The sequence below is a fragment of the Actinoallomurus oryzae genome (assembly GCF_039541955.1).
Taxonomy (GTDB): Bacteria; Actinomycetota; Actinomycetes; order Streptosporangiales; family Streptosporangiaceae; genus Actinoallomurus; species Actinoallomurus oryzae.
Window position 1 is genome coordinate 86,331 of the sequence record NZ_BAABHF010000061.1, and the last position, 17,573, is coordinate 103,903.

Below are 17,573 nucleotides of genomic sequence, written 5' to 3' on the forward strand. Positions count from 1 at the left end.
GGATCGTACCGTCGGTGATCGTCTTCTCAGGAACGGTCTCCGTGGTCGTCGGTGCGGATCCGGGCGAGGGCCGCCTTCAGCCGGGGGCGCAGCAGGCGCTGGGCCGGGCGCTCGATCAGCACGTGGATCAGGTACGACGCCACCAGCGCGCCCACGATGAGCACGGCGAGGACCTCCCAGCGGCCCATGTGCGGCAGCAGGCGGGGCACGAACGTGCGGGAGACCGTCTGGTGGATCAGGTACAGCGGGTACGTCAGCAGCCCGAGCAGGGTCAGGCCGCGCCAGCGCAGCCACGACAGCCGGTGCGTCGCGACCAGGGCCATGATGAGGAAGACGACGGTCACCCCGGCCGGGATGATGTACAGCGAGTGCGGCGCCGCGGTGAAGTCGGGAAAGTTGTACTTGACGTCGTAGTAGCAGCCGAGCGCCCAGGACAGGGCGATCAGCAGCCACACGAGGATGTTCGACCCGTACCGGTAGATGAGGAAGAAGCCCATCCCGGCCACGAAGAACGGCGCGTACCGCCACAGGAGAACGACCTTGAGGAAGTTCTCGCCCGACTCCAGCGCGAAGACGCTGAACAGCAGCCAGCCCGTCATGAAGGCCACGCACCGGTTGAACGTGATCCCCCACCAGGTGAACAGGGCGATCAGCACGTAGAAGTGCAGCTCGACATAGAGGGTCCAGTAGACGACCTCCATGCGCTGGGAGCCGACGCCCTCCTGGAGCATGGTCAGGTTCGGCAGGAGCCGCTTGAGCGGGCCGTCGGTGTTCGGGCCGAAGGGCACCCACGAGTCGAACGCCAGGTACGCCGCGAGCGACAGCAGCACGCCGACCCAGTAGGCCGGGAACAGCCGCAGGAACCGCGACACGATGAAGTCGCCCGGTTTGCGGCCCCAGGCGCTCAGCAGGATGACGAATCCGCTGATGAGGAAGAACAGCTCGACGCCCAGGAAGCCGTACCGCGTGAACGGCGCCAGCCCCGGGAAGATCCGCCGGGCGTTGCCGCCCGGCCACTCGGGGGCGGGCACGCCGGTGTAGTGGTGCAGCATGACCACCGCCGCGGCGACGAAGCGCAGCACGTCGAGCTCGCGGAGCCGGCCCATGGCGCGCCGCTCGGCCTGCGCCGGCGAGGCCTCCTCCGACGGCGTCGCCGTCGGCACCGCCTCGGTCGGCACCGCCTCGCTCGGCGCGGCGTCGCCCGGCACGGCGTCGGAGCGTGTCGTCCCAGCGTCCATCAGATACCCGTGATCCGCACGATGACCTGCTCGTTCCCCTCGGTGAACCCCTCATAGTCGAACCGCACGCCCGACGCGGACACGAACTCCTCCCACGCCCGGTACTCGTGCTCCCGCCAGCCGGGATAGCCGAAGTACTCGTCGAAGACGATCACCGTGCCCACGCTCAGCCGGGGGCCGAGGTGCGTGAGGACGGTACGGGCCGAGGAGTACAGGTCGGCGTCGATGTGCACGAACGCCACCGGCTCGGGGTGGTCGGCGAGGAAGCCCGGCAGGGTGTCCTCGAAGAGCCCGACGACGAGTTCGGCGCCGACGACCTCCGGCGGCTCCTCGACGGCGAAGTGGCCGGCCGGGAACCCCTCGCGCCAGTCCTCCGGCAGCCCCGCGAACGAGTCGAAGCCGAAGACGTTCTTGCCCTCGCGCGCCTCGGCGACGACCGCGAGGGTGCCGCCGGTGTGCACGCCGAACTCCAGCGCCATGCCGTCCTGTCCGGCGGCCAGCGACAGGGCGTACTCCAGCGTCGCGCGCGGGTCGGGCAGGCGGGGCGCGCCGGGCATGATCTGCCGGGCGAGGACGTCGGCCTCGGCCCGCGCGGCCTCATCGGCCGGCAGCGCGGCGAGCCTCGCCTCCTCGCGCGCCCGCCGCCGCTGTTCGGCCTCCAGCGGCGTCGCGGGCGGCGCGAGGAAGTCGACCGCGCCCTCGATGCCGCCCTCGTACGCGGTGCGGCCGCGCTCCAGCACGACGCCGCGCCCGCAGACCCGCTCCAGCGTCCCCATGTCGTGGGAGACGATGACGAGCGTGCGGCCCTCGGCGTGGAACTCACCGATGCGTTCGAGGCACTTCTTCTGGAACGGCGGGTCGCCGACCGCGAGCACCTCGTCAACGAGGAAGATCTCCGGGTCGGTGTGCACGGCGACGGCGAACCCGAGCCGCATGAACATGCCCGAGGAGTAGAACTTCACCTGCGTGTCGAGGAAGTCCTCGATCTCGGAGAACGCCACGATCTCGTCGTAGCGCGCCTCGGTCTCGGCCTTGGTCATGCCGAGGATGGCGGCGTTGAGGAAGATGTTCTCCCGCCCGGTGAGGTCGGGGTGCAGTCCCGCGCCGACCTCGATCAGGCCGGCCACCCGGCCGCGTACGCGCACCGACCCCGCGTCGGGCTGCATGACGCCGGAGATGAGCTTGAGCAGGGTGCTCTTGCCCGAGCCGTTGAGGCCCATGAGGGCCAGCGACTCCCCCTGCGCGACGGTGAGCGACACGTCGTCCAGCGCGGTGAACCGCTCGGACAGGCTCTGGCGGCGCACGGCGCGTACGGTGATCTCCTTGATGGAGTGCGCGTGCCGCAGGGTGAAGTGCTTCGACACCCCGTCGACGACGATCGATTCCATCAGGTCTCCTTCAAGGGGACTATCGGCTTTAGCCGGTGGGGGAATCGAAGCTCCCCTAGGAGTCGCCCCGCGTGCACGGGTCGTCCACCCACCATGTGTGTGATGGATTCAGGAATTGCACGCTTCGTATACAGACGATGTCTGTATGTTATTTGTGTCGCTGTTGTCAGGTGGGTTCGCCGGTTCTCCGGCGGGGTGCACGACCTCGGGCTGCATGTGGTGTGGTGCTCGAAGTACCGCCGGCCGGTCCTCGACGGCCGGATCGTAGAACGTCTGGAGAGGCTGGTCCGGGCCAAGGCTGAGGAACGGGGGTGGGGGGTCGTGGCGCTGGAAGTGATGCCCGGCCACGTCCACCTGTTCGTAGAGTACGGCCCGAAGTCGTCAGCCTCGTATGTGGCGAACCAGTTCAAGGGTTCGACCTCCCGCGTGGAGGAGTTCCGCACCTGCGGTCGAAGCTTCCGATGTTGTGGTCATCGTCATACTTCGCGGCCTCGGCCGGCGCGGTGAGCACTGAGGCGGTGCAGCGGTACATCGGCACCCAGCGGAAACGTCCGTGGAAGAAGACGAAGGAGGGCGGCTTGTGATCCGCGCCTATAGGTTCCTCCTGCGTCCCACGGCCGGTCAGGTGGTCGCGTTGGGTGCGATGCTGCGGGATCACTGTTCGCTGTACAACGCCGCTTTGGAACACCGTCGTACGGCCTACCGCAGGGCGGGTGTGACGATCCGCTACGGCGAGCAGTCGGGGGAGCTGAGGGCGATCCGCGCTGATGACCGGGGCGGTCAGGGCCGGTGGTCGTTCTCCTCCCAGCAGGCCACGCTGCGCCGTCTGGACAAGGCGTTCGCTGCGTTCTTCCGCCGGATCAAGGCCGGCCAGACACCGGGCTACCCGCGGTTCAAGGGGGTCGGGCACTTCGACACCGTCGTCTTCCCCAGGGACGGTGATGGCTGCCGCTGGGACTCCACCCCGCACACCGCTCAGACGCGGGTACGTCTGCAAGGTGTCGGGCATGTGCGCGTGCACCAGCACCGGCCCGTACGGGGCCGTGTGAAGACGATCAGCGTCAAGCGTGAGGGCAAACGCTGGTACCTCGTCCTGGCCTGCGACGACGTCCCCGCCGAACCGCTTGTCCCTACCGGTGCGGTCGTCGGCGTCGATATGGGCACGACGCACTTTTTGACCACCTCTGGCGGCGTACATGTCGCCAACCCGAAGTTCTTGGACACCGCGGCCGATGAACTCGCCGAAGCCCAGCGGCACCTGGCGACGTTCCCCGAACGCACCCGGCGACGCACCAAGGCGCACCGCGCCGCTGCCCGGAAGGTCGCCAAGCTGCATGCCAAGATCCGGCGGCAGCGCATTGATTTTCACCACAAGACCGCCCGCGCGCTGGTCCGCGACCACGACGTGATCGCGCATGAGCGACTGAACACGGCGGGCATGACCCGCGCACCCATGCCCAAGCCCGACCCGGAAAACGATGGCGCGTTCCTGCCGAACGGCGCCGCCGCCAAGGCGGGGCTCAACCGCAACATCCTCGACGCGGGTTGGGGACAGTTCCTCCGAGTTCTGGCGGACAAGGCTGAAAGCGCCGGTCGGCTCGTGATCCCGGTGGATCCCCGCAACACCTCCCGCACCTGCCCGCCCTCGGCCGGAGGCTGCGGGCACATCAGCGCGGACAACCGCATCACCCAAGCCAAGTTCCAGTGCACGGCGTGCGGCTTCACCGCCAACGCGGACCACGTCGGCGCGACCAACGTCCTCAACAGGGCCGGGCTGGCCCTCTGCGACGTGGCCTAGCCACGCCCGCAGGAAGCCCGCGCGTTCACGCATGGGTGGAGTCACCGCTACAGCTCCTGGGCGAACCGCCGCTGCAGGCGGGCGAAGACCAGCTGGGCCACGGCCAGCAGCAGCAGCGCGGCGAGCAGGCTCACCAGCCCGCGGACGGTCAGGTGGTAGGGGAAGGCGAGCAGGCCGCCGGGCAGGGCCGGCGCGCCGTTGGGCAGGGCCGCGGCGTGATCGTTGGTGGGCCACCAGAACGCCCGCTCGAACAGCAGCACCGCGCTCGTCAGCGGGTTGGCCAGGTAGACCTGGAGCGGCCAGCCGCCGTGCGCCGCCTCCTGCACGGTCGTCCACGGGTAGATCATCGGGACCGACCAGGGGACGACGATGTTGATGATGTCCACGACCTGCCCGAAGTCGCGGAAGAAGACGTTCACCGCGGCGAACAGCAGGCCGAACGCCATGGCCAGCGCCCCGACGATGGCGAACGCCAGCACGATCGAACCGGTCGCGATCCACGACGGCGTCCACCCGGCCCAGATGGCGCCGCCCATGAGCACGCCCAGCGCGGGCAGCATGTGCACGCCGGACACCAGCATCGAGGAGACCGGGAACAGCTCGCGCGGCAGGTAGACCTTCTTCACGAGCGGGGCGTTGCCGACGACCGACCACGCCGTCGTGATCAGCGTCTCGGTGAAGAAGCTGACGAGCACCATCCCGGAGAACAGGAACACCGGGAAGTTCGGGATCGCCTTGCTCATCTTCAAGAAGATGCCGACGACGAAGAAGTAGACCGCGAAGTTGACCGTCGGCCGTACGTAGGACCAGCCGAGCCCGAGCAGCGATCCCTGGTAGCGGCTGCGCAGCTCCCGGCGGACGAGCAGGCGCAGCAGGTAGCGCCGCCGCGCGACGTCGAGCAGTCCGCCGCCGCGGCCGGGCGCGACCAGCGGCGGTACGGTCACCGACCCTCCCGGCGGGCGGCCTCGAAGGTCTCCCGCCACCGGTCGACCGACGCGAGCTCGGGAATCGCCTCGCGGTAGCGCCGGCTCAGCTCGGGCCACTCGCGCATGAGCCGGGCGTGCAGGGCCATGTTCCGCTGGACGAGCGCCCGGAACCGCTTCGGGTCGCGCTGGTACCAGGCGGCCTTGGTGCCGTCGGCCGAGGACACCAGGGCGCTGTCGTACCGCGACAGCAGCCACCAGGTCTGGTCGACGTGCGGCACCGCGACCTCGGGGTGCTCGCGCGAGTAGGAGTCGACCGGCCGGAGCTGGCGCGCCGCCCCGGCGAGGGCCGTCCTGATCATTGCCCGGCGCCCTTCGGGGGCGACCGGCTCACGGCCCTTCTTCGGCGGCCTGCGGCGTTTGATCTCGGGGAACTCGTCGAAGTCCGGCTCGGCGCGCGCGTCGGTGAAGTCCGCGCGCAGGGCGCGCAGCTCGGCCATCTTCGTCGTCATCGACCGGTGCAGCTCCCCTGGGCCGCGCAGCACGTCCTCGACCGCCTTGAGCATCAGCTCGACCGTGGAGTACTGCATCGCGAGCGCGTGCTTGGTGGCGATGAACAGGCTCTCCTTGAGCATGTTGCCGCCCCGCGTGTACGGGGAGTACATCAGTGCGGTGATCAGGCGGTTCCGCTCGGTGAAGTAGGCCTGCCAGTCGAGCGTGTCGTCCTTGGAGTGCCAGGGCACGTGCCAGACGGCCGCCCCCGGCAGCGAGACGGTGGGGAACCCCGCCTCGCGCGCCCGCACGCCGTACTCGATGTCGTCCCACTTGATGAAGAACGGCAGCGACAGGCCGACCTTGCGGATCACGTCGAGCGGGATCAGGCACATCCACCAGGCGTTGTAGTCGACGTCGACGCGCCGGTGCAGCCAGGGGGTCTCGCGCAGCGGGTGGGCGGCCAGGTCGTGGCCGAGGAGGGTGTGCGGCGCCGGCGTCATCCACCAGCGGTAGCGGGCGATCGTCTCGCCGAAGACGTGCAGCACCGACCGGTGGAAGATGTCCATCATGTGCCCGCCGACGATCGTGGGCGTACGGGCGAGGTCGGCGAACACCACGGCGCGCAGGACGCCCTCGGGCTCGACCACGACGTCGTCGTCCAGCAGCAGGACGTAGTCGCTGCGGCCGGCGTCGAGGGTCTCGGTCATCGCGCGGGAGAACCCACCGGAGCCGCCGATGTTGCCCTGGTCGATGAGCCGGAGCCGCCCGCCCAGCGCCTGCGCGGCCGCTGCGAAGTCCGGCCGGTCCGCCACCCGCCGGGTGCCCTGGTCGATCACGAAGATCTGATCGACGACGTCCAGGACGTCGCTCGCCTCGCCGAGCGCGCGGAGCTGGTCGACGCAGTAGTCCGGCCGGTTGAACGTGGTGATGCCGATGCTGGCGCTGCCGTGCGGCCGGTCGGCGTCGGCGCACCACTCGGCGCGTTCGAGCACGACCTCGCGGTCGCCGGCGGCGACGTCGAACCAGTACCAGCCGCCGTCGATGAACGGCTCCAGCGGCAGCTCCAGCTCGCGGTCGACGGCCGTGTCCGCGTCGACCTCGAGCTGGGTGACGCGCTGGACGAAGCCCTTGCCGGTCGAGCGGTAGACGACGACGATGGCGTCGCCGCGCAGCCGCAGGCGCAGCCGGATCTCGTCCACGACCGTCCAGCGGCGCCAGTAGCTCGCCGGGAACGCGTTGAAGTAGGTGCAGAACGAGGCCCGTCCGCCGGGGGCCACGGCGACGCTGCGGCGCCCGGCGATCCGCACCTCGCGGGCGCCCGGCCCGGCGGCGGCCGTCCCGCCCCGCCCGCCCCGGCTCTCGACGTACAGCTTCTGCACGTCGAGGTCGCGGTCGGCGGGCAGCACGACCCGCTGCAGAACTCTCATCTGGCCCCCTTGGTGCCACGGGCCGCGAAGTGCGGGCGCAGGCGGTTGTCGTACATGGTCAGCGCGGACGCGATGGCCATGTGCATGTCGAGGTACTGGTACGTGCCGAGGCGCCCGCCGAACCACACGCCCTTCTCGGCGCGGGCGCGTTCGCGGTAGCGGACGAGCTTGGCCCGGTCGGCGGCGGTGTCGATCGGGTAGTACGGCTCGTCGCCGGCGTCGGCGAACCGGGAGTACTCCCGGACGATCACGGTGCGGTCGGGCGGGTGCTCACGCTCGGGGTGGAAGTGGCGGAACTCGTGGATCCGCGTGTACGGCACGTCCTCGTCGGCGTAGTTCATCACCGGCGTGCCCTGGAAGTCGCCGGTCGCCACCACCTCGGGCGCGAAGTCGAGGGTGCGCCAGCCCAGCCGGCCCTCGGCGTGGCCGAAGTAGCGGTCCAGCGGGCCGGTGTAGACGACCGGGACGTTGCCGGCGGCGTCGAGGTCGAAGAAGTCGGTGCCGAGGCGCACCTCGATGTTCGGGTGGTCGGCCATGCGTTCGAGCCAGGCGGTGTAGCCGTCGACCGGCAGGCCCTCGTACCGGTCGCTGAAGTAGCGGTCGTCGAAGGTGTACCGCACCGGCAGGCGGGTGATGATCTCCGGAGGCAGCTCGCGCGGGTCGGTCTGCCACTGCTTGGCCGTGTACCCGCGGATGAACGCCTCGTACAGTGGGCGGCCGACCAGCGAGATCGCCTTCTCCTCCAGGTTCGCCGGGTCGGTGACCTCGGCGGCCTGCTCGGCGACGAGCGCGCGTGCCTCGTCCGGGGACATGGCGCGGCCGAAGTACGCGCAGATGGTGCCCAGGTTGATCGGCATCGGGTAGACGCGGCCCTTGAAGATCGTGAAGACCCGGTGCCGGTAGCCGGTGAAGGAGGTGAACCGGTTGACGTACTCCCACACGCGCTCGTTGGAGGTGTGGAACAGGTGCGCGCCGTAGCGGTGCACCTCGATGCCGGTCGAGGGCTCGATCTCGCTGTAGGCGTTGCCGCCGACGTGGTCGCGGCGCTCGACGATCAGCACGCGCAGTCCGAGGTCGCGGGCGCAGCGTTCGGCCACGGTCAGGCCGAACAGGCCGGAGCCCGCGATGACCAGATCAGCGTTCACGGACATCCTCGGTCGGGACGGCCGGCGTGTCGCGCGCCCCTTTCGGGGCGACGAACCGCCGGTACAGCGGACGGCGGATCCAGGCCGGCGTCAGCCGGTATCCCCCGCGGACACTCACGTTGCGGACGTACTGGGCGCGGGTGGTGAACCCGCCGCGCCGCAGCTCGCGCTGCAGGCGCAGCTCGGCGCGCAGCAGGGCCATGCCGCCGCGCCGTTCGTACGCCCCGTCGCCCACGCGGTAGTACACGAGCGGCTCGGGCAGGTTCACGACCGTCGCGCCGCTGGCGATCATACGGGCGAAGAGCCAGTAATCCTCCATCAGCGGCAGGTCGCCGTAGCCGCCCGCGGCGAGCACGGCACGCCGCCGGTACACCACGGTCGGATGGTTGAAGGGGTCGTGCAGCCGGGCGTACCGGGCGATGTCGGCGGGCGCGGAGACCGGCGTGCGCCGGCCCACGATGTCGTGCCGGTCGCTGCCGAACTCCAGCATGCCCGCGCCGACCAGGTCCGCCCCGTCCTCGATGACCGGAAGCTGTACCGCGAACCGCTGCGGCATCGCGATGTCGTCCGCGTCCATACGGGCCACGATGTCGTGTCGGCCGGCCGCCAGCCCCGCGTCGAGCGCGACGCCCAGGCCGGCGTTGCGTTCGAGACGCAGGAACGTCACGTCCACCGGGCTGCCCGCCCGTACCTCCTCCAGGCACGCCTCGAGTTCCGCCGGCACCGGACCGTCCTGGACGAGGACGACCTGCTCGGGGCGGCGGGTCTGCGCGTCCACCGCGCTGCGGAAGGCTTCGCGGACGTAGTCCGCGCGATCCCCCGCGTAGACGGTGAGGAGGAGCGAGAAGGGTTCGGCCATTCGTCCATCTCGAGGCGATGTTCCTGGTACGGGAAGAGCTGAGGCCAGTTAGGCGGAATGAATCTTATGCTAAGTTTGCGGACTCACTTTCCGGAGTTTTACCGGCATTAAACGGTAATAGCGAGGTAACAGTAGGTATCAGCCTTAAGGACGCGTATGTCGCGTCTGTGGTTGTCACGTACGAGCGGCGTGATCTCCTGGCCCGCGCGCTCGCGGCGATCGGCGCGCAGACCCGCCCGCCGGACGCGGTGATCGTGGTCGACAACGCCTCCACCGACGGCACCGCCGAACTCGTGCGCTCGCGCTTTCCCGCCGCCGACCTCCTCGTCCTGCCGTACAACACGGGCGGCGCCGGCGGCTTCGCGGCCGGCATCGCGCGAGCGCTCGAGCTCGGCGCGACGGCGCTGTGGCTGATGGACGACGACACGCTCCCCCGGCCGGAGGCGCTGGAGGAACTGCTGTCCACCTTCGGCCGCCACCGGCCCGCGCTCGCCGCCAGCCGCGTGCTGTGGACCGACGGGCGCGACCACCCGATGAACACGCCGCGCTCCCGGCCGTCGGGCGTCCCGGGCCACCCGCGCATCCGCTCGGCCTCGTTCGTGTCGGTCCTGCTCGACGCCGAGGTCGTACGAGAGTGCGGGCTTCCGCTGGCGGACTACTTCCTGTGGAACGACGACTTCGAGTACACGCTGCGGCTGCTGCGCGGGCGGCTCGGGCTGCTCTGCCCGCGCAGCGTCGTGGTGCACCACACGGCCGCCCCGGTGTTCGACGTGGGGACGCGCTTCTTCTACGAGGTGCGCAACAAGGTGTGGCTGTTCACCCGCAGCCGCTGCCTGGGGCCGGGCGAGCGGCTGCTGTACGCCGTTGCGACGCTGCGGCGGTGGGTTCGCGCGTTCGGCCGGTCGTCCGGGAGGGCGCGGCTGGGGCGCGAACTGCTCCGCGGCCTGTGGGCCGGGGTCCGCTCCGGTCCCCGCCCCAATGACGTCGTGCTCCCGCCGACCCGGCGCGGCGATCCGGAGACCGGCCGGTCGGATTAGCGATTCGGTGGCCGCCTCGGTCGCTCGGAGAGAATGACGAGCCCTCCCAGGGCGGCGAATCCGGCGGCGGCCAGAGCCATCCCGCGACGACGGGCCAGCAGCCCGGCCGCGACGTCGGCAAGATCGCACAACGCGCCGAGACGCAGGCCGAGTGCGCTCGCCGTCGGGCTCGAGGACAGAGTGGCGGCACCGAACGCGGCATCCCGCGCGGCGAAGAGACGGACGAACAGGCCACGGTCGTCCTCGGCCGCCCTGGCGAGTCCGACCGCGCGGCGCGCCACCCGGGGTGAAACGAGCGCGGTCGATCCGACCAGCAGACGGATCGCGCCGAGCCCCGTCGTGACGCGCGCCGCGAGGTCGCCCGATGTCCGGCCCGCCAGCGGAGGTAGGCCCGACCGCCACCACGCCGGCCACGCGCACGGTCGTGCGGCGATGGCCGTCACGAGCGTTGTGGGGTCGAGGAACGATCGACGCGCGGTGATCAGCCCGTCCTCGTCGAGTGTCAGCCGATCGACGGCGCGGACGCTGTACGGCCGCCCGCCGACCGTGCCCGTGAGCTCGACGTCGACGTACAGGACGTCGCCGTCGCCGGCCCAGCCGTGGACGTGGCCGGTCAGGTCGGGCACGAACGTCAGCAGCCGGGCGACGGCATCGTGCCAGACGGCCCGGCCGCGGCCGTCGCGCAGGAGGGGTTGCTCCAGTACGACTTCGGGGTGGAGAAGGTCGTCCCAGGCGTGCGGCGCGGGAGCCCGCCAGCCCGATGCGAAGGCGTCGACGACCGCGCCCCTCCTGGTATCGCTGATACTCATAGTATCTACGGTACGTTCGGTCGTATGGACGTGCAACCCCAGCGGCTGATGTATGTGGAACAGACCCGCCGATCGCTCCTGGACGCGGCCGAGAGCCACTTCATTTCGGCGGGCTATCGCGCGACGTCACTCGACGCGATCGCCGAGGCCGCGCGTTTCACCAAAGGAGCGCTGTATCGGCATTTCGCCAACAAAGAAGCGGTCTTCACGGCGGTCCTGGAACGCGTGCAGCGCGAGGCCGTCGAGCAGATCGCGCTCGCCCCGGCCGGACCGGCGCTCGAATGGCCGGACGTCATGGTCGCCGTGGGCGCCTACCTCGACACCACGACCTCGGAACGGTTCCGCCGGATCGTGCTGGAGGAGGCCCCCGGAGTCCTCGGCTGGGCGCGCTGGCGAGCGCTCGATGAACGGGCCACGGGCGGGATCGTGCGTCAGCTGGTGGAGCGACTCACCGAGGCGGCCGTCATCAAGCCGGTCGACATTTCCGTCACCAGCAGACTCATCTGCGCGGTCGTCGCCGAAGCCGCCCTGAGCCTGGCCGCGGACGACGACCCATGTGCGGCGCGCCGGACGGCCTTGGCCTGCATCGAACAACTGCTCTCCGGGCTGCGGGCCTGAACTTTGGCCCGGGGTCCGGCCGTCGACCGCCGACAGCGCGGCCGGCCACCGCCTGAACGCCGCACGGCGGCGCAGACGAGGCCGACGCCGCCGGCGGGCGAACGAGCCGCGCAGTCCCCGTCCGCGCGGGCTCTTACCTCGCTGGCCGACTAGCAGGGCACCTGGTCGGCCTTGATCTCGCCGTTGACCTTGGGGATCTCCGGGGTCACCTGAACGCCGGCCGGGGCGACCACCAGCGACACCGTGCCCGGCGGCACCGTCGCGTCGGGCAGGATCCGCACGCCCGGGACGGCGACGCCCAGCGCGTCCGCCTGGCGCTCCGCGCCGGTGCCGTACAGGATCCTGGTCTCCTGCTGCACGGGCCCCTTGGCCGCGGTCACCCGGAAGTGGCGGGCCCGCAGGTCCTTGATGACCTTCTTCGAGCCGTTGACGACGCGGACCTTGACCTCCTGGGGCTTGGGCTGCTCGGCCTGCGGCGGCGCGGGGGCGGGCGCGGGGAGCGCGTCGTCCTTGCGGATGGCCTCGAACAGCGGTTTCGCCTCGGCCGTGTTCCACTGCACCCGGTTCGGGTCCCTCGGGTACACCTGGGTCGGGACGGTGACGAATCGCACCGTGCCCGCGGTCATCCCCCGCAGACTCGTGGCCAGCTTGCGCATCGCCGACACGCTCAGCTTGTCGTCGGTCGCGATCGACTTGGTCACGGCGTCGAGGAACCGGTACATCTTGGCCGGGTCGGTGAACATGCTGCTGCTCGTGGCCTTGTTGACCACCGAGGCCATGAACTTCTGCTGCCGCTGGATGCGTTCCAGGTCCGAGCCGTCGCCCAGGCCGTACCTCGTCCGCACGTAGCCGAGCGCGTCGTTGCCCTTGACGACCTGGCGGCCGGCCTTGAGGCTGAGGTTGGCGCGCGGGTCGTACACCGCGTGCGGCACGCAGATCTCCACCCCGCCGAGGGCGTCGACGACCCGCTTGAAACCGGTGAAGTCGATCTTGACGTAGTGGTCGATGTGGATGTCGGTGGTGGACTCGATCGTCTTCCACGTGCAGGGCGCGCCCGCGTACGCGAAGGCGGAGTTGAGCATGCCGAAGTACGGCGCGACCTTCTGGCCGTTCTTCTTGGTGCAGCCGGGCACCTGGACCATGGAGTCGCGCGGGAAGCTCACGGCGACGGCGTGATCGCGGTTGGGCGAGATGTGCAGCAGGATCGTCGTGTCGGAGCGCTCGCCGCTGATGTCGGGCGACCAGTAGGCCTTGTTCGCCCCGTCACGGGAGTCCGAGCCGAGCAGCAGGATGTTCATCGACTTGTTCAGCTTGGCGGGGCGGTTGGCGCCGAGCTGGTCCTCGACGTGCTCCTTGTGGATGTTTCCCTCGAAGTGCTCGTACAGGTACACGACCGTCCCGCCGGCGGCGAGCACGACGAACGCGGCGATGCCCGCGACCCATCGCAGACCGCGGCGGCGCCTGCGCGCGGGCCGTACGGGCTCGGACGCGTCCGGCTTCGCCGCGGGGGGCTCCCCGCCGTCACCGTTCCCGTCCTCGGTGGCCGTGGCCTCCTCGGCCTCGCCCGGTTCCGGCTCCACGGACCCGGCCTCGACCTCGGTGAGCCCGGCCTCGGTGGGCTCAGGCCCTGTGGTCTCGGGCTCTGTGGGCTCGGCCTTGGTGGGCTCGGGCTCTGTGGGCTCGGCCTTGGTGGGCTCGGGCTCGGTGGGCTCGGGCCGGGGGTCGACGTCCTTGGCCGGGCCGTCGGCGCCGTTGTCCGCCATCACACCTCATCAGTCCGTTCGCAGGCCGTGGCCGTACGAGAAGTTCCGCTCCCCCAATTGGACGCAGGACGACCAAGACTCGTTGCCCATTGGTCGGTAAAGCGCCGGATGACAGACATTAACGTTTTACTCCGCGAACCGGAGAATCTGGGAGCGAGGGCGTTCGAGGTTTTCCCCAAGGCGCTCCGGAGGCTGGCCGCCGCCGTGCCGTGCCGGGTACGTTCGGGCCACTGCCCGCGGGGACGCCCTCCGCGTACGGGCCGGTGGGAGGACGCATGTCGCTGCTCGCTCAACTGACCGCCGCGATCGGTGACGGCTCGATCGAGGTCGTCGACCTGACCGCACCGCTCTCGGAGGACACGCCGATCCTCCAGTTGCCGGAGCCGTTCGGCAACACGGTGCACTTCTCGCTGCGGGAGATCAGCCGGTACGACGACCGCGGGCCGGCCTGGTACTGGAACGACATCGTCACCGGCGAGCACACCGGCACCCACTTCGACGCGCCGGTGCACTGGATCACCGGCCGCGACGGCGACGACATCTCCCAGGTGGCGCCGCGGCGGCTCATCGCCCCGGCGGTCGTGCTGGACGTCGCCGACCGGGTGGCCGGCGACCCCGACTTCCTGCTCCAGATCGACGACGTGCGCGACTGGACGAAGGCCAACGGGCCGCTGCCCGAGGGCGGCTGGCTGCTCTACCGCACCGGCTGGGACGCGCGCTCGGCCGACCAGGAGGCGTTCCTCAACGCCGACGAGAGCGGCTCCCACACGCCGGGCATCTCGGCCGAGTGTGCGCGCTGGCTGGCCGAGGAGACGCCGATCCTGGGGCTCGGGGTGGAGACGGTGGGCACCGACGCGGGCGGCGCGCCCGCGCTCGACCCGCCGTTCCCCTGCCATTCGTTCCTGCTGGGCGCGGGCAAATACGGCCTGACGCAGCTGCGCAACCTCGACCGCCTGCCCGTACGCGGCGCCGCGGTGATCGCCTCGCCGCTGCCGATCGTCGGCGGTTCGGGCAGCCCGGCCCGGGTTCTCGCCCTGGTCGAGCGTTGATCGTCGCGGAGGCGGTGGGCGAGGCGCTCGCCGGGCTGGGCGTCCGCACGGTGTTCGGCGTCGTGGGCAGCGGCAACTTCCACGTCACGAACGCTCTGGTGGCGGGCGGCGCGCGGTTCGTCGCGGCCCGCCACGAGGGCGGGGCGGCCACGATGGCCGACGCGTTCGCGCGGGCGGGCGGCGGCGTCGGTGTCCTGTCGGTGCACCAGGGCCCCGGCCTGACCAACGCGCTCACCGGCATCACCGAGGCGGCCAAGAGCCGCACGCCGCTCCTCGTGCTGGCCGCCGAGACCGCCGGATCCGCGGTGCGGTCCAACTTCCGCGTCGACCAGGCCGCGCTGGCCGCGGCGGTCGGCGCGGTCCCCGAGCGGGTGCACTCGCCCGCGTCGGCCCTCGCCGACCTGGCCCGCGCCTGGCGCACCGCGGTCACCGAACGCCGCACGGTCGTCCTGGGCCTGCCGCTCGACGTCCAGGCCGCCGAGTTCCCCGGCCCCACGGTCACATCCGGGCGGCCGACGCCCACACCGCCGGCCGACGGCCACACGCGCGGCCACGCCGAGGAACCGGACACCGGCACACGGCCCGAGGCCATACGGCCTCCCGACGCCCCGCCGGGCCGGCCGGGCCCGCTCACGACATCCGGCCAGGCGACGGTCCCCGGCCCGCCCGCGGCGGGCAACGCGATGGCGGCCTCCGGCGCGTCCGTGACCTCCCGTCCGGTCGCGATCTCTGTTCCGCCCGCCCCGCCCCCGCCCGTGCCGGGGCCGGAGGGGGTCGCGCGGCTGGCCGACGTCCTGGCCGGGGCCGGGCGCCCGGTGTTCCTGGCGGGCCGGGGAGCGCGCGGAGCGCGCGAGGCTCTCGTCGCGCTGGCCGCGCGCACCGGGGCGCTGCTCGCCACCTCGGCCGTGGCGCGCGGGCTGTTCCGCGGTGAGGAGTTCGACCTCGACGTGAGCGGCGGCTTCGCCTCTCCGGTGACCGCCGAGCTGGTGCGGGGCGCCGACGTGCTCGTCGGCTGGGGCTGTTCGCTGAACATGTGGACGCTGCGGCACGGCACCCTCGTCGGCGAGGACACGACGGTCGTCCAGGTCGATCTCGACACCGAGGCCCTCGGCGCCAACCGGCCGATCGACCTCGGTCTCGTCGGCGACGTCGCCGGCACCGCGCGGGCGGCCGAGGCGGAGCTGGCCCGGCGCGGCCACGCGTCCGGCGGTGCCCGCTCCCCCGCGCTGGCGGCACGGCTGGCCCGGGAGCGACGCTGGCGCGACGTTCCCTACGACGACGACTCCGACGAGGTCTCGATCGACCCCCGGACCCTGTCCATCGCCCTGGACGATCTGCTGCCCGCCGAGCGCACCGTCGCGGTCGACTCCGGAAACTTCATGGGCTATCCGGCGATGTACCTCGAGGTCCCCGACGTCGACGGCCTGGTCTTCACCCAGGCGTACCAGTCGATCGGCCTCGGGCTGGCCACCGCCATCGGCGCGGCGGTCGCCCGGCCGCACCGGCTGACGGTCGCCGCCCTGGGCGACGGCGGCGCCCTGATGGGCGTCGCCGAGCTGGAGACGGCGGTGCGCCTCGGCCTGGGGCTCGTCATCGTGGTCTACGACGACGAGGCGTACGGCGCGGAGGTCCACCACTTCGGCCCGGGCGGCGACCCGCTCGACACCGTCCGCTTCCCACCGGCCGACATCGCCGCGATCGCCCGCGGCTTCGGCTGCGCCGCGCTGACCGTCCGCCGCCGGGAGGACCTCGCGCCCCTGACCGAGTGGCTGTCGGGCCCTCGCGACCGGCCGCTGCTGATCCACGCCAAGGTCACGAGCGACCGCCCGTCCTGGTGGCTGGAGGAGGCCTTCCGAGGACACTGACCCACCGGGCTCGAGGACACCGCTCACTCGCCTGAGGACACCGGCCCGCCCGCTCGCCGCCCGAGGACGCCGACCGCTCGCTGCCCGAGGGCACTGGCTCGCTGTGTCCGGAGACCGCGGACGGGTCGGCACGCCGAGGATCGTTCGCGGGTGGCTCTCGTTCTCAGGCGCGTTCGCGGGTGGCGAGCACGGGGAGACCGGTCGGCTCCTGGGCGGTCTCGTGCCGGGGGAACAGCACCAGGGCCACCAGCGCCAGGCCGAACCCGCCGAGTCGCAGTGCCATCAGGAGCCGGTCGGCCGGCCAGGGCTCCTTGTAGAGCAGCGGCCCGAACAGCGCCAGCTCCGTCTTCGCCGCCACGGTCAGCACCGTCACGACGATCGACATCCGGCATCGTTGCAGCCCGATCTGCAGCTGGGCCAGCCCGAACACCGCCATCCCGACCGCGACGTACGGATACGGCGTCGTGTACGCGGCGGCGGCCAGGCCGTGCGTGCTGTAGACCGAGGCGACACCCTTGATCGCCAGCTCGGAGATGCCGAGGCTGATGCCGGACCCGAACCCGTACGCGACCCCGGCGAGCGGCCGGGCGTGCCGGCCGAACGCGCGCACGTCGCCGCCGACCAGCACCACCGCGCTGATCAGGACGCCCGGGACGACCACGGCGGCCAGCACGGCCGGGCCGGCGACACTGTTGGTCAGCACCTCGCGGTCGCCGTTGGAGACGCCGATGCACACGGTCGCGACCCCGAACAGCGCGATGCTGGACCACTCGCGGCCGGTCAGCCGTTCGCGGAAGAACACGCCGGCGTAGAAGAGGATGAACGCCAGGCTGGCGACGAAGATCGGCTCGGCCAGGCTGAGCGGCAGCATCGTCAGCGCCTCGACCTGCGTGACGACGCCCGACAGAACGATGACCAGGCCGGTGAGCCAGAGCCAGTTCGTGTAGGTGTACCTGATCAGCTGCAGCGGACGGGTGCCGCGCAGCACGGGCATGCGGTTCGCCGCGACCCGGAAGACGATGAACCCCAGGTAATAGATGATCGTCGCCATCGCCGCAAGGATGGCTCCCTTGATGTCAGCGGCACCCATGCGCCGGGCCTTCCGAGCGGCGTCGAATCGACATCGGGTTTCCTCGTCTCACAGGCCCCGATGATCGCG

General features: G+C 71.3%; 16 protein-coding genes. 7 read left to right on the forward strand and 9 right to left on the reverse strand.

The features are described from left to right. Positions 1–26 precede the first annotated feature (26 nt). On the reverse strand, positions 27–1,238 hold the full coding sequence (locus ABEA10_RS46515) for an acyltransferase family protein (protein ID WP_345475107.1): 1,212 nt from the start codon (positions 1,236–1,238) through the stop codon (positions 27–29). Further along, entirely contained in the window at positions 1,238–2,626 is a 1,389-nt protein-coding gene (locus ABEA10_RS46520; protein ID WP_345475108.1) for an ATP-binding cassette domain-containing protein, read from the reverse strand. Before ABEA10_RS46520 ends, ABEA10_RS46515 begins: the two co-directional genes overlap by 1 nt. Before the next feature lie 102 nt (positions 2,627–2,728). Between ABEA10_RS46520 and tnpA the strand changes: the two genes are divergently transcribed. Genes tnpA through ABEA10_RS46530 form a run of 3 tightly spaced genes read left to right on the forward strand, consistent with a single transcriptional unit; the run spans position 2,729 to position 4,424 of the window. Continuing rightward, positions 2,729–3,133, forward strand: a complete 405-nt coding sequence (tnpA, locus tag ABEA10_RS46525) for an IS200/IS605 family transposase (protein ID WP_425551055.1) — start codon at positions 2,729–2,731, stop codon at positions 3,131–3,133. Next, a complete protein-coding gene (locus ABEA10_RS51480) occupies positions 3,088–3,210 on the forward strand; it encodes a hypothetical protein (protein WP_425551056.1) in 123 nt (40 codons plus the stop codon). Before tnpA ends, ABEA10_RS51480 begins: the two co-directional genes overlap by 46 nt. Then, entirely contained in the window at positions 3,207–4,424 is a 1,218-nt protein-coding gene (locus ABEA10_RS46530) for an RNA-guided endonuclease InsQ/TnpB family protein (RefSeq protein ID WP_345475109.1), read from the forward strand. Before ABEA10_RS51480 ends, ABEA10_RS46530 begins: the two co-directional genes overlap by 4 nt. A 47-nt stretch (positions 4,425–4,471) precedes the next feature. Here the strand turns inward: ABEA10_RS46530 and ABEA10_RS46535 are convergent, their stop codons facing one another. The 4 genes from ABEA10_RS46535 to ABEA10_RS46550 are packed head-to-tail and all read right to left on the reverse strand — an operon-like array spanning position 4,472 to position 9,273. Then, on the reverse strand, positions 4,472–5,368 hold the full coding sequence (locus ABEA10_RS46535) for an ABC transporter permease (RefSeq protein ID WP_345475110.1): 897 nt from the start codon (positions 5,366–5,368) through the stop codon (positions 4,472–4,474). Next, positions 5,365–7,269: a glycosyltransferase gene (locus ABEA10_RS46540; protein ID WP_345475111.1), complete on the reverse strand. Its 1,905-nt coding sequence runs from the start codon at positions 7,267–7,269 to the stop codon at positions 5,365–5,367. Before ABEA10_RS46540 ends, ABEA10_RS46535 begins: the two co-directional genes overlap by 4 nt. After that, positions 7,266–8,420: a UDP-galactopyranose mutase gene (gene glf, locus ABEA10_RS46545; RefSeq protein ID WP_345475112.1), complete on the reverse strand. Its 1,155-nt coding sequence runs from the start codon at positions 8,418–8,420 to the stop codon at positions 7,266–7,268. The genes ABEA10_RS46540 and glf overlap by 4 nt, the downstream gene beginning before the upstream one ends. Further along, positions 8,404–9,273 (reverse strand): glycosyltransferase, encoded by an 870-nt coding sequence (locus tag ABEA10_RS46550; protein WP_345475113.1) that lies wholly within the window; start codon positions 9,271–9,273, stop codon positions 8,404–8,406. The genes glf and ABEA10_RS46550 overlap by 17 nt, the downstream gene beginning before the upstream one ends. Before the next feature lie 167 nt (positions 9,274–9,440). On the opposite strand from ABEA10_RS46550, the gene ABEA10_RS46555 reads away from it, so the two are divergent. Then, positions 9,441–10,310: a glycosyltransferase gene (locus tag ABEA10_RS46555; RefSeq protein WP_345475114.1), complete on the forward strand. Its 870-nt coding sequence runs from the start codon at positions 9,441–9,443 to the stop codon at positions 10,308–10,310. Here ABEA10_RS46555 and ABEA10_RS46560 read toward each other — a convergent pair. Then, the gene (locus ABEA10_RS46560; RefSeq protein WP_345475115.1) at positions 10,307–11,119 is read right to left on the reverse strand and encodes a nuclear transport factor 2 family protein; all 813 of its coding nucleotides are present in this window, start codon (positions 11,117–11,119) and stop codon (positions 10,307–10,309) included. The genes ABEA10_RS46555 and ABEA10_RS46560 overlap by 4 nt on opposite strands. A gap of 24 nt (positions 11,120–11,143) precedes the next feature. On the opposite strand from ABEA10_RS46560, the gene ABEA10_RS46565 reads away from it, so the two are divergent. Beyond that, complete coding sequence (locus ABEA10_RS46565; protein ID WP_345475116.1) at positions 11,144–11,737, forward strand: TetR/AcrR family transcriptional regulator; 594 nt, start codon at positions 11,144–11,146, stop codon at positions 11,735–11,737. Positions 11,738–11,886: 149 nt separating this feature from the next. Here the strand turns inward: ABEA10_RS46565 and ABEA10_RS46570 are convergent, their stop codons facing one another. Then, on the reverse strand, positions 11,887–13,500 hold the full coding sequence (locus ABEA10_RS46570; RefSeq protein ID WP_345475117.1) for an LCP family protein: 1,614 nt from the start codon (positions 13,498–13,500) through the stop codon (positions 11,887–11,889). A gap of 275 nt (positions 13,501–13,775) precedes the next feature. Here ABEA10_RS46570 and ABEA10_RS46575 point away from each other — a divergent pair, with 275 nt between their 5' ends. Then, complete coding sequence (locus tag ABEA10_RS46575; protein ID WP_345475118.1) at positions 13,776–14,549, forward strand: cyclase family protein; 774 nt, start codon at positions 13,776–13,778, stop codon at positions 14,547–14,549. Beyond that, a complete protein-coding gene (locus ABEA10_RS46580) occupies positions 14,546–16,414 on the forward strand; it encodes a thiamine pyrophosphate-binding protein (protein WP_345475119.1) in 1,869 nt (622 codons plus the stop codon). The genes ABEA10_RS46575 and ABEA10_RS46580 overlap by 4 nt, the downstream gene beginning before the upstream one ends. Positions 16,415–16,577: 163 nt before the next feature. Here the strand turns inward: ABEA10_RS46580 and ABEA10_RS46585 are convergent, their stop codons facing one another. Next, positions 16,578–17,465, reverse strand: coding sequence for a hypothetical protein (locus ABEA10_RS46585; RefSeq protein WP_345475121.1), 888 nt, complete (start codon positions 17,463–17,465; stop codon positions 16,578–16,580). Positions 17,466–17,573: the final 108 nt, after the last annotated feature.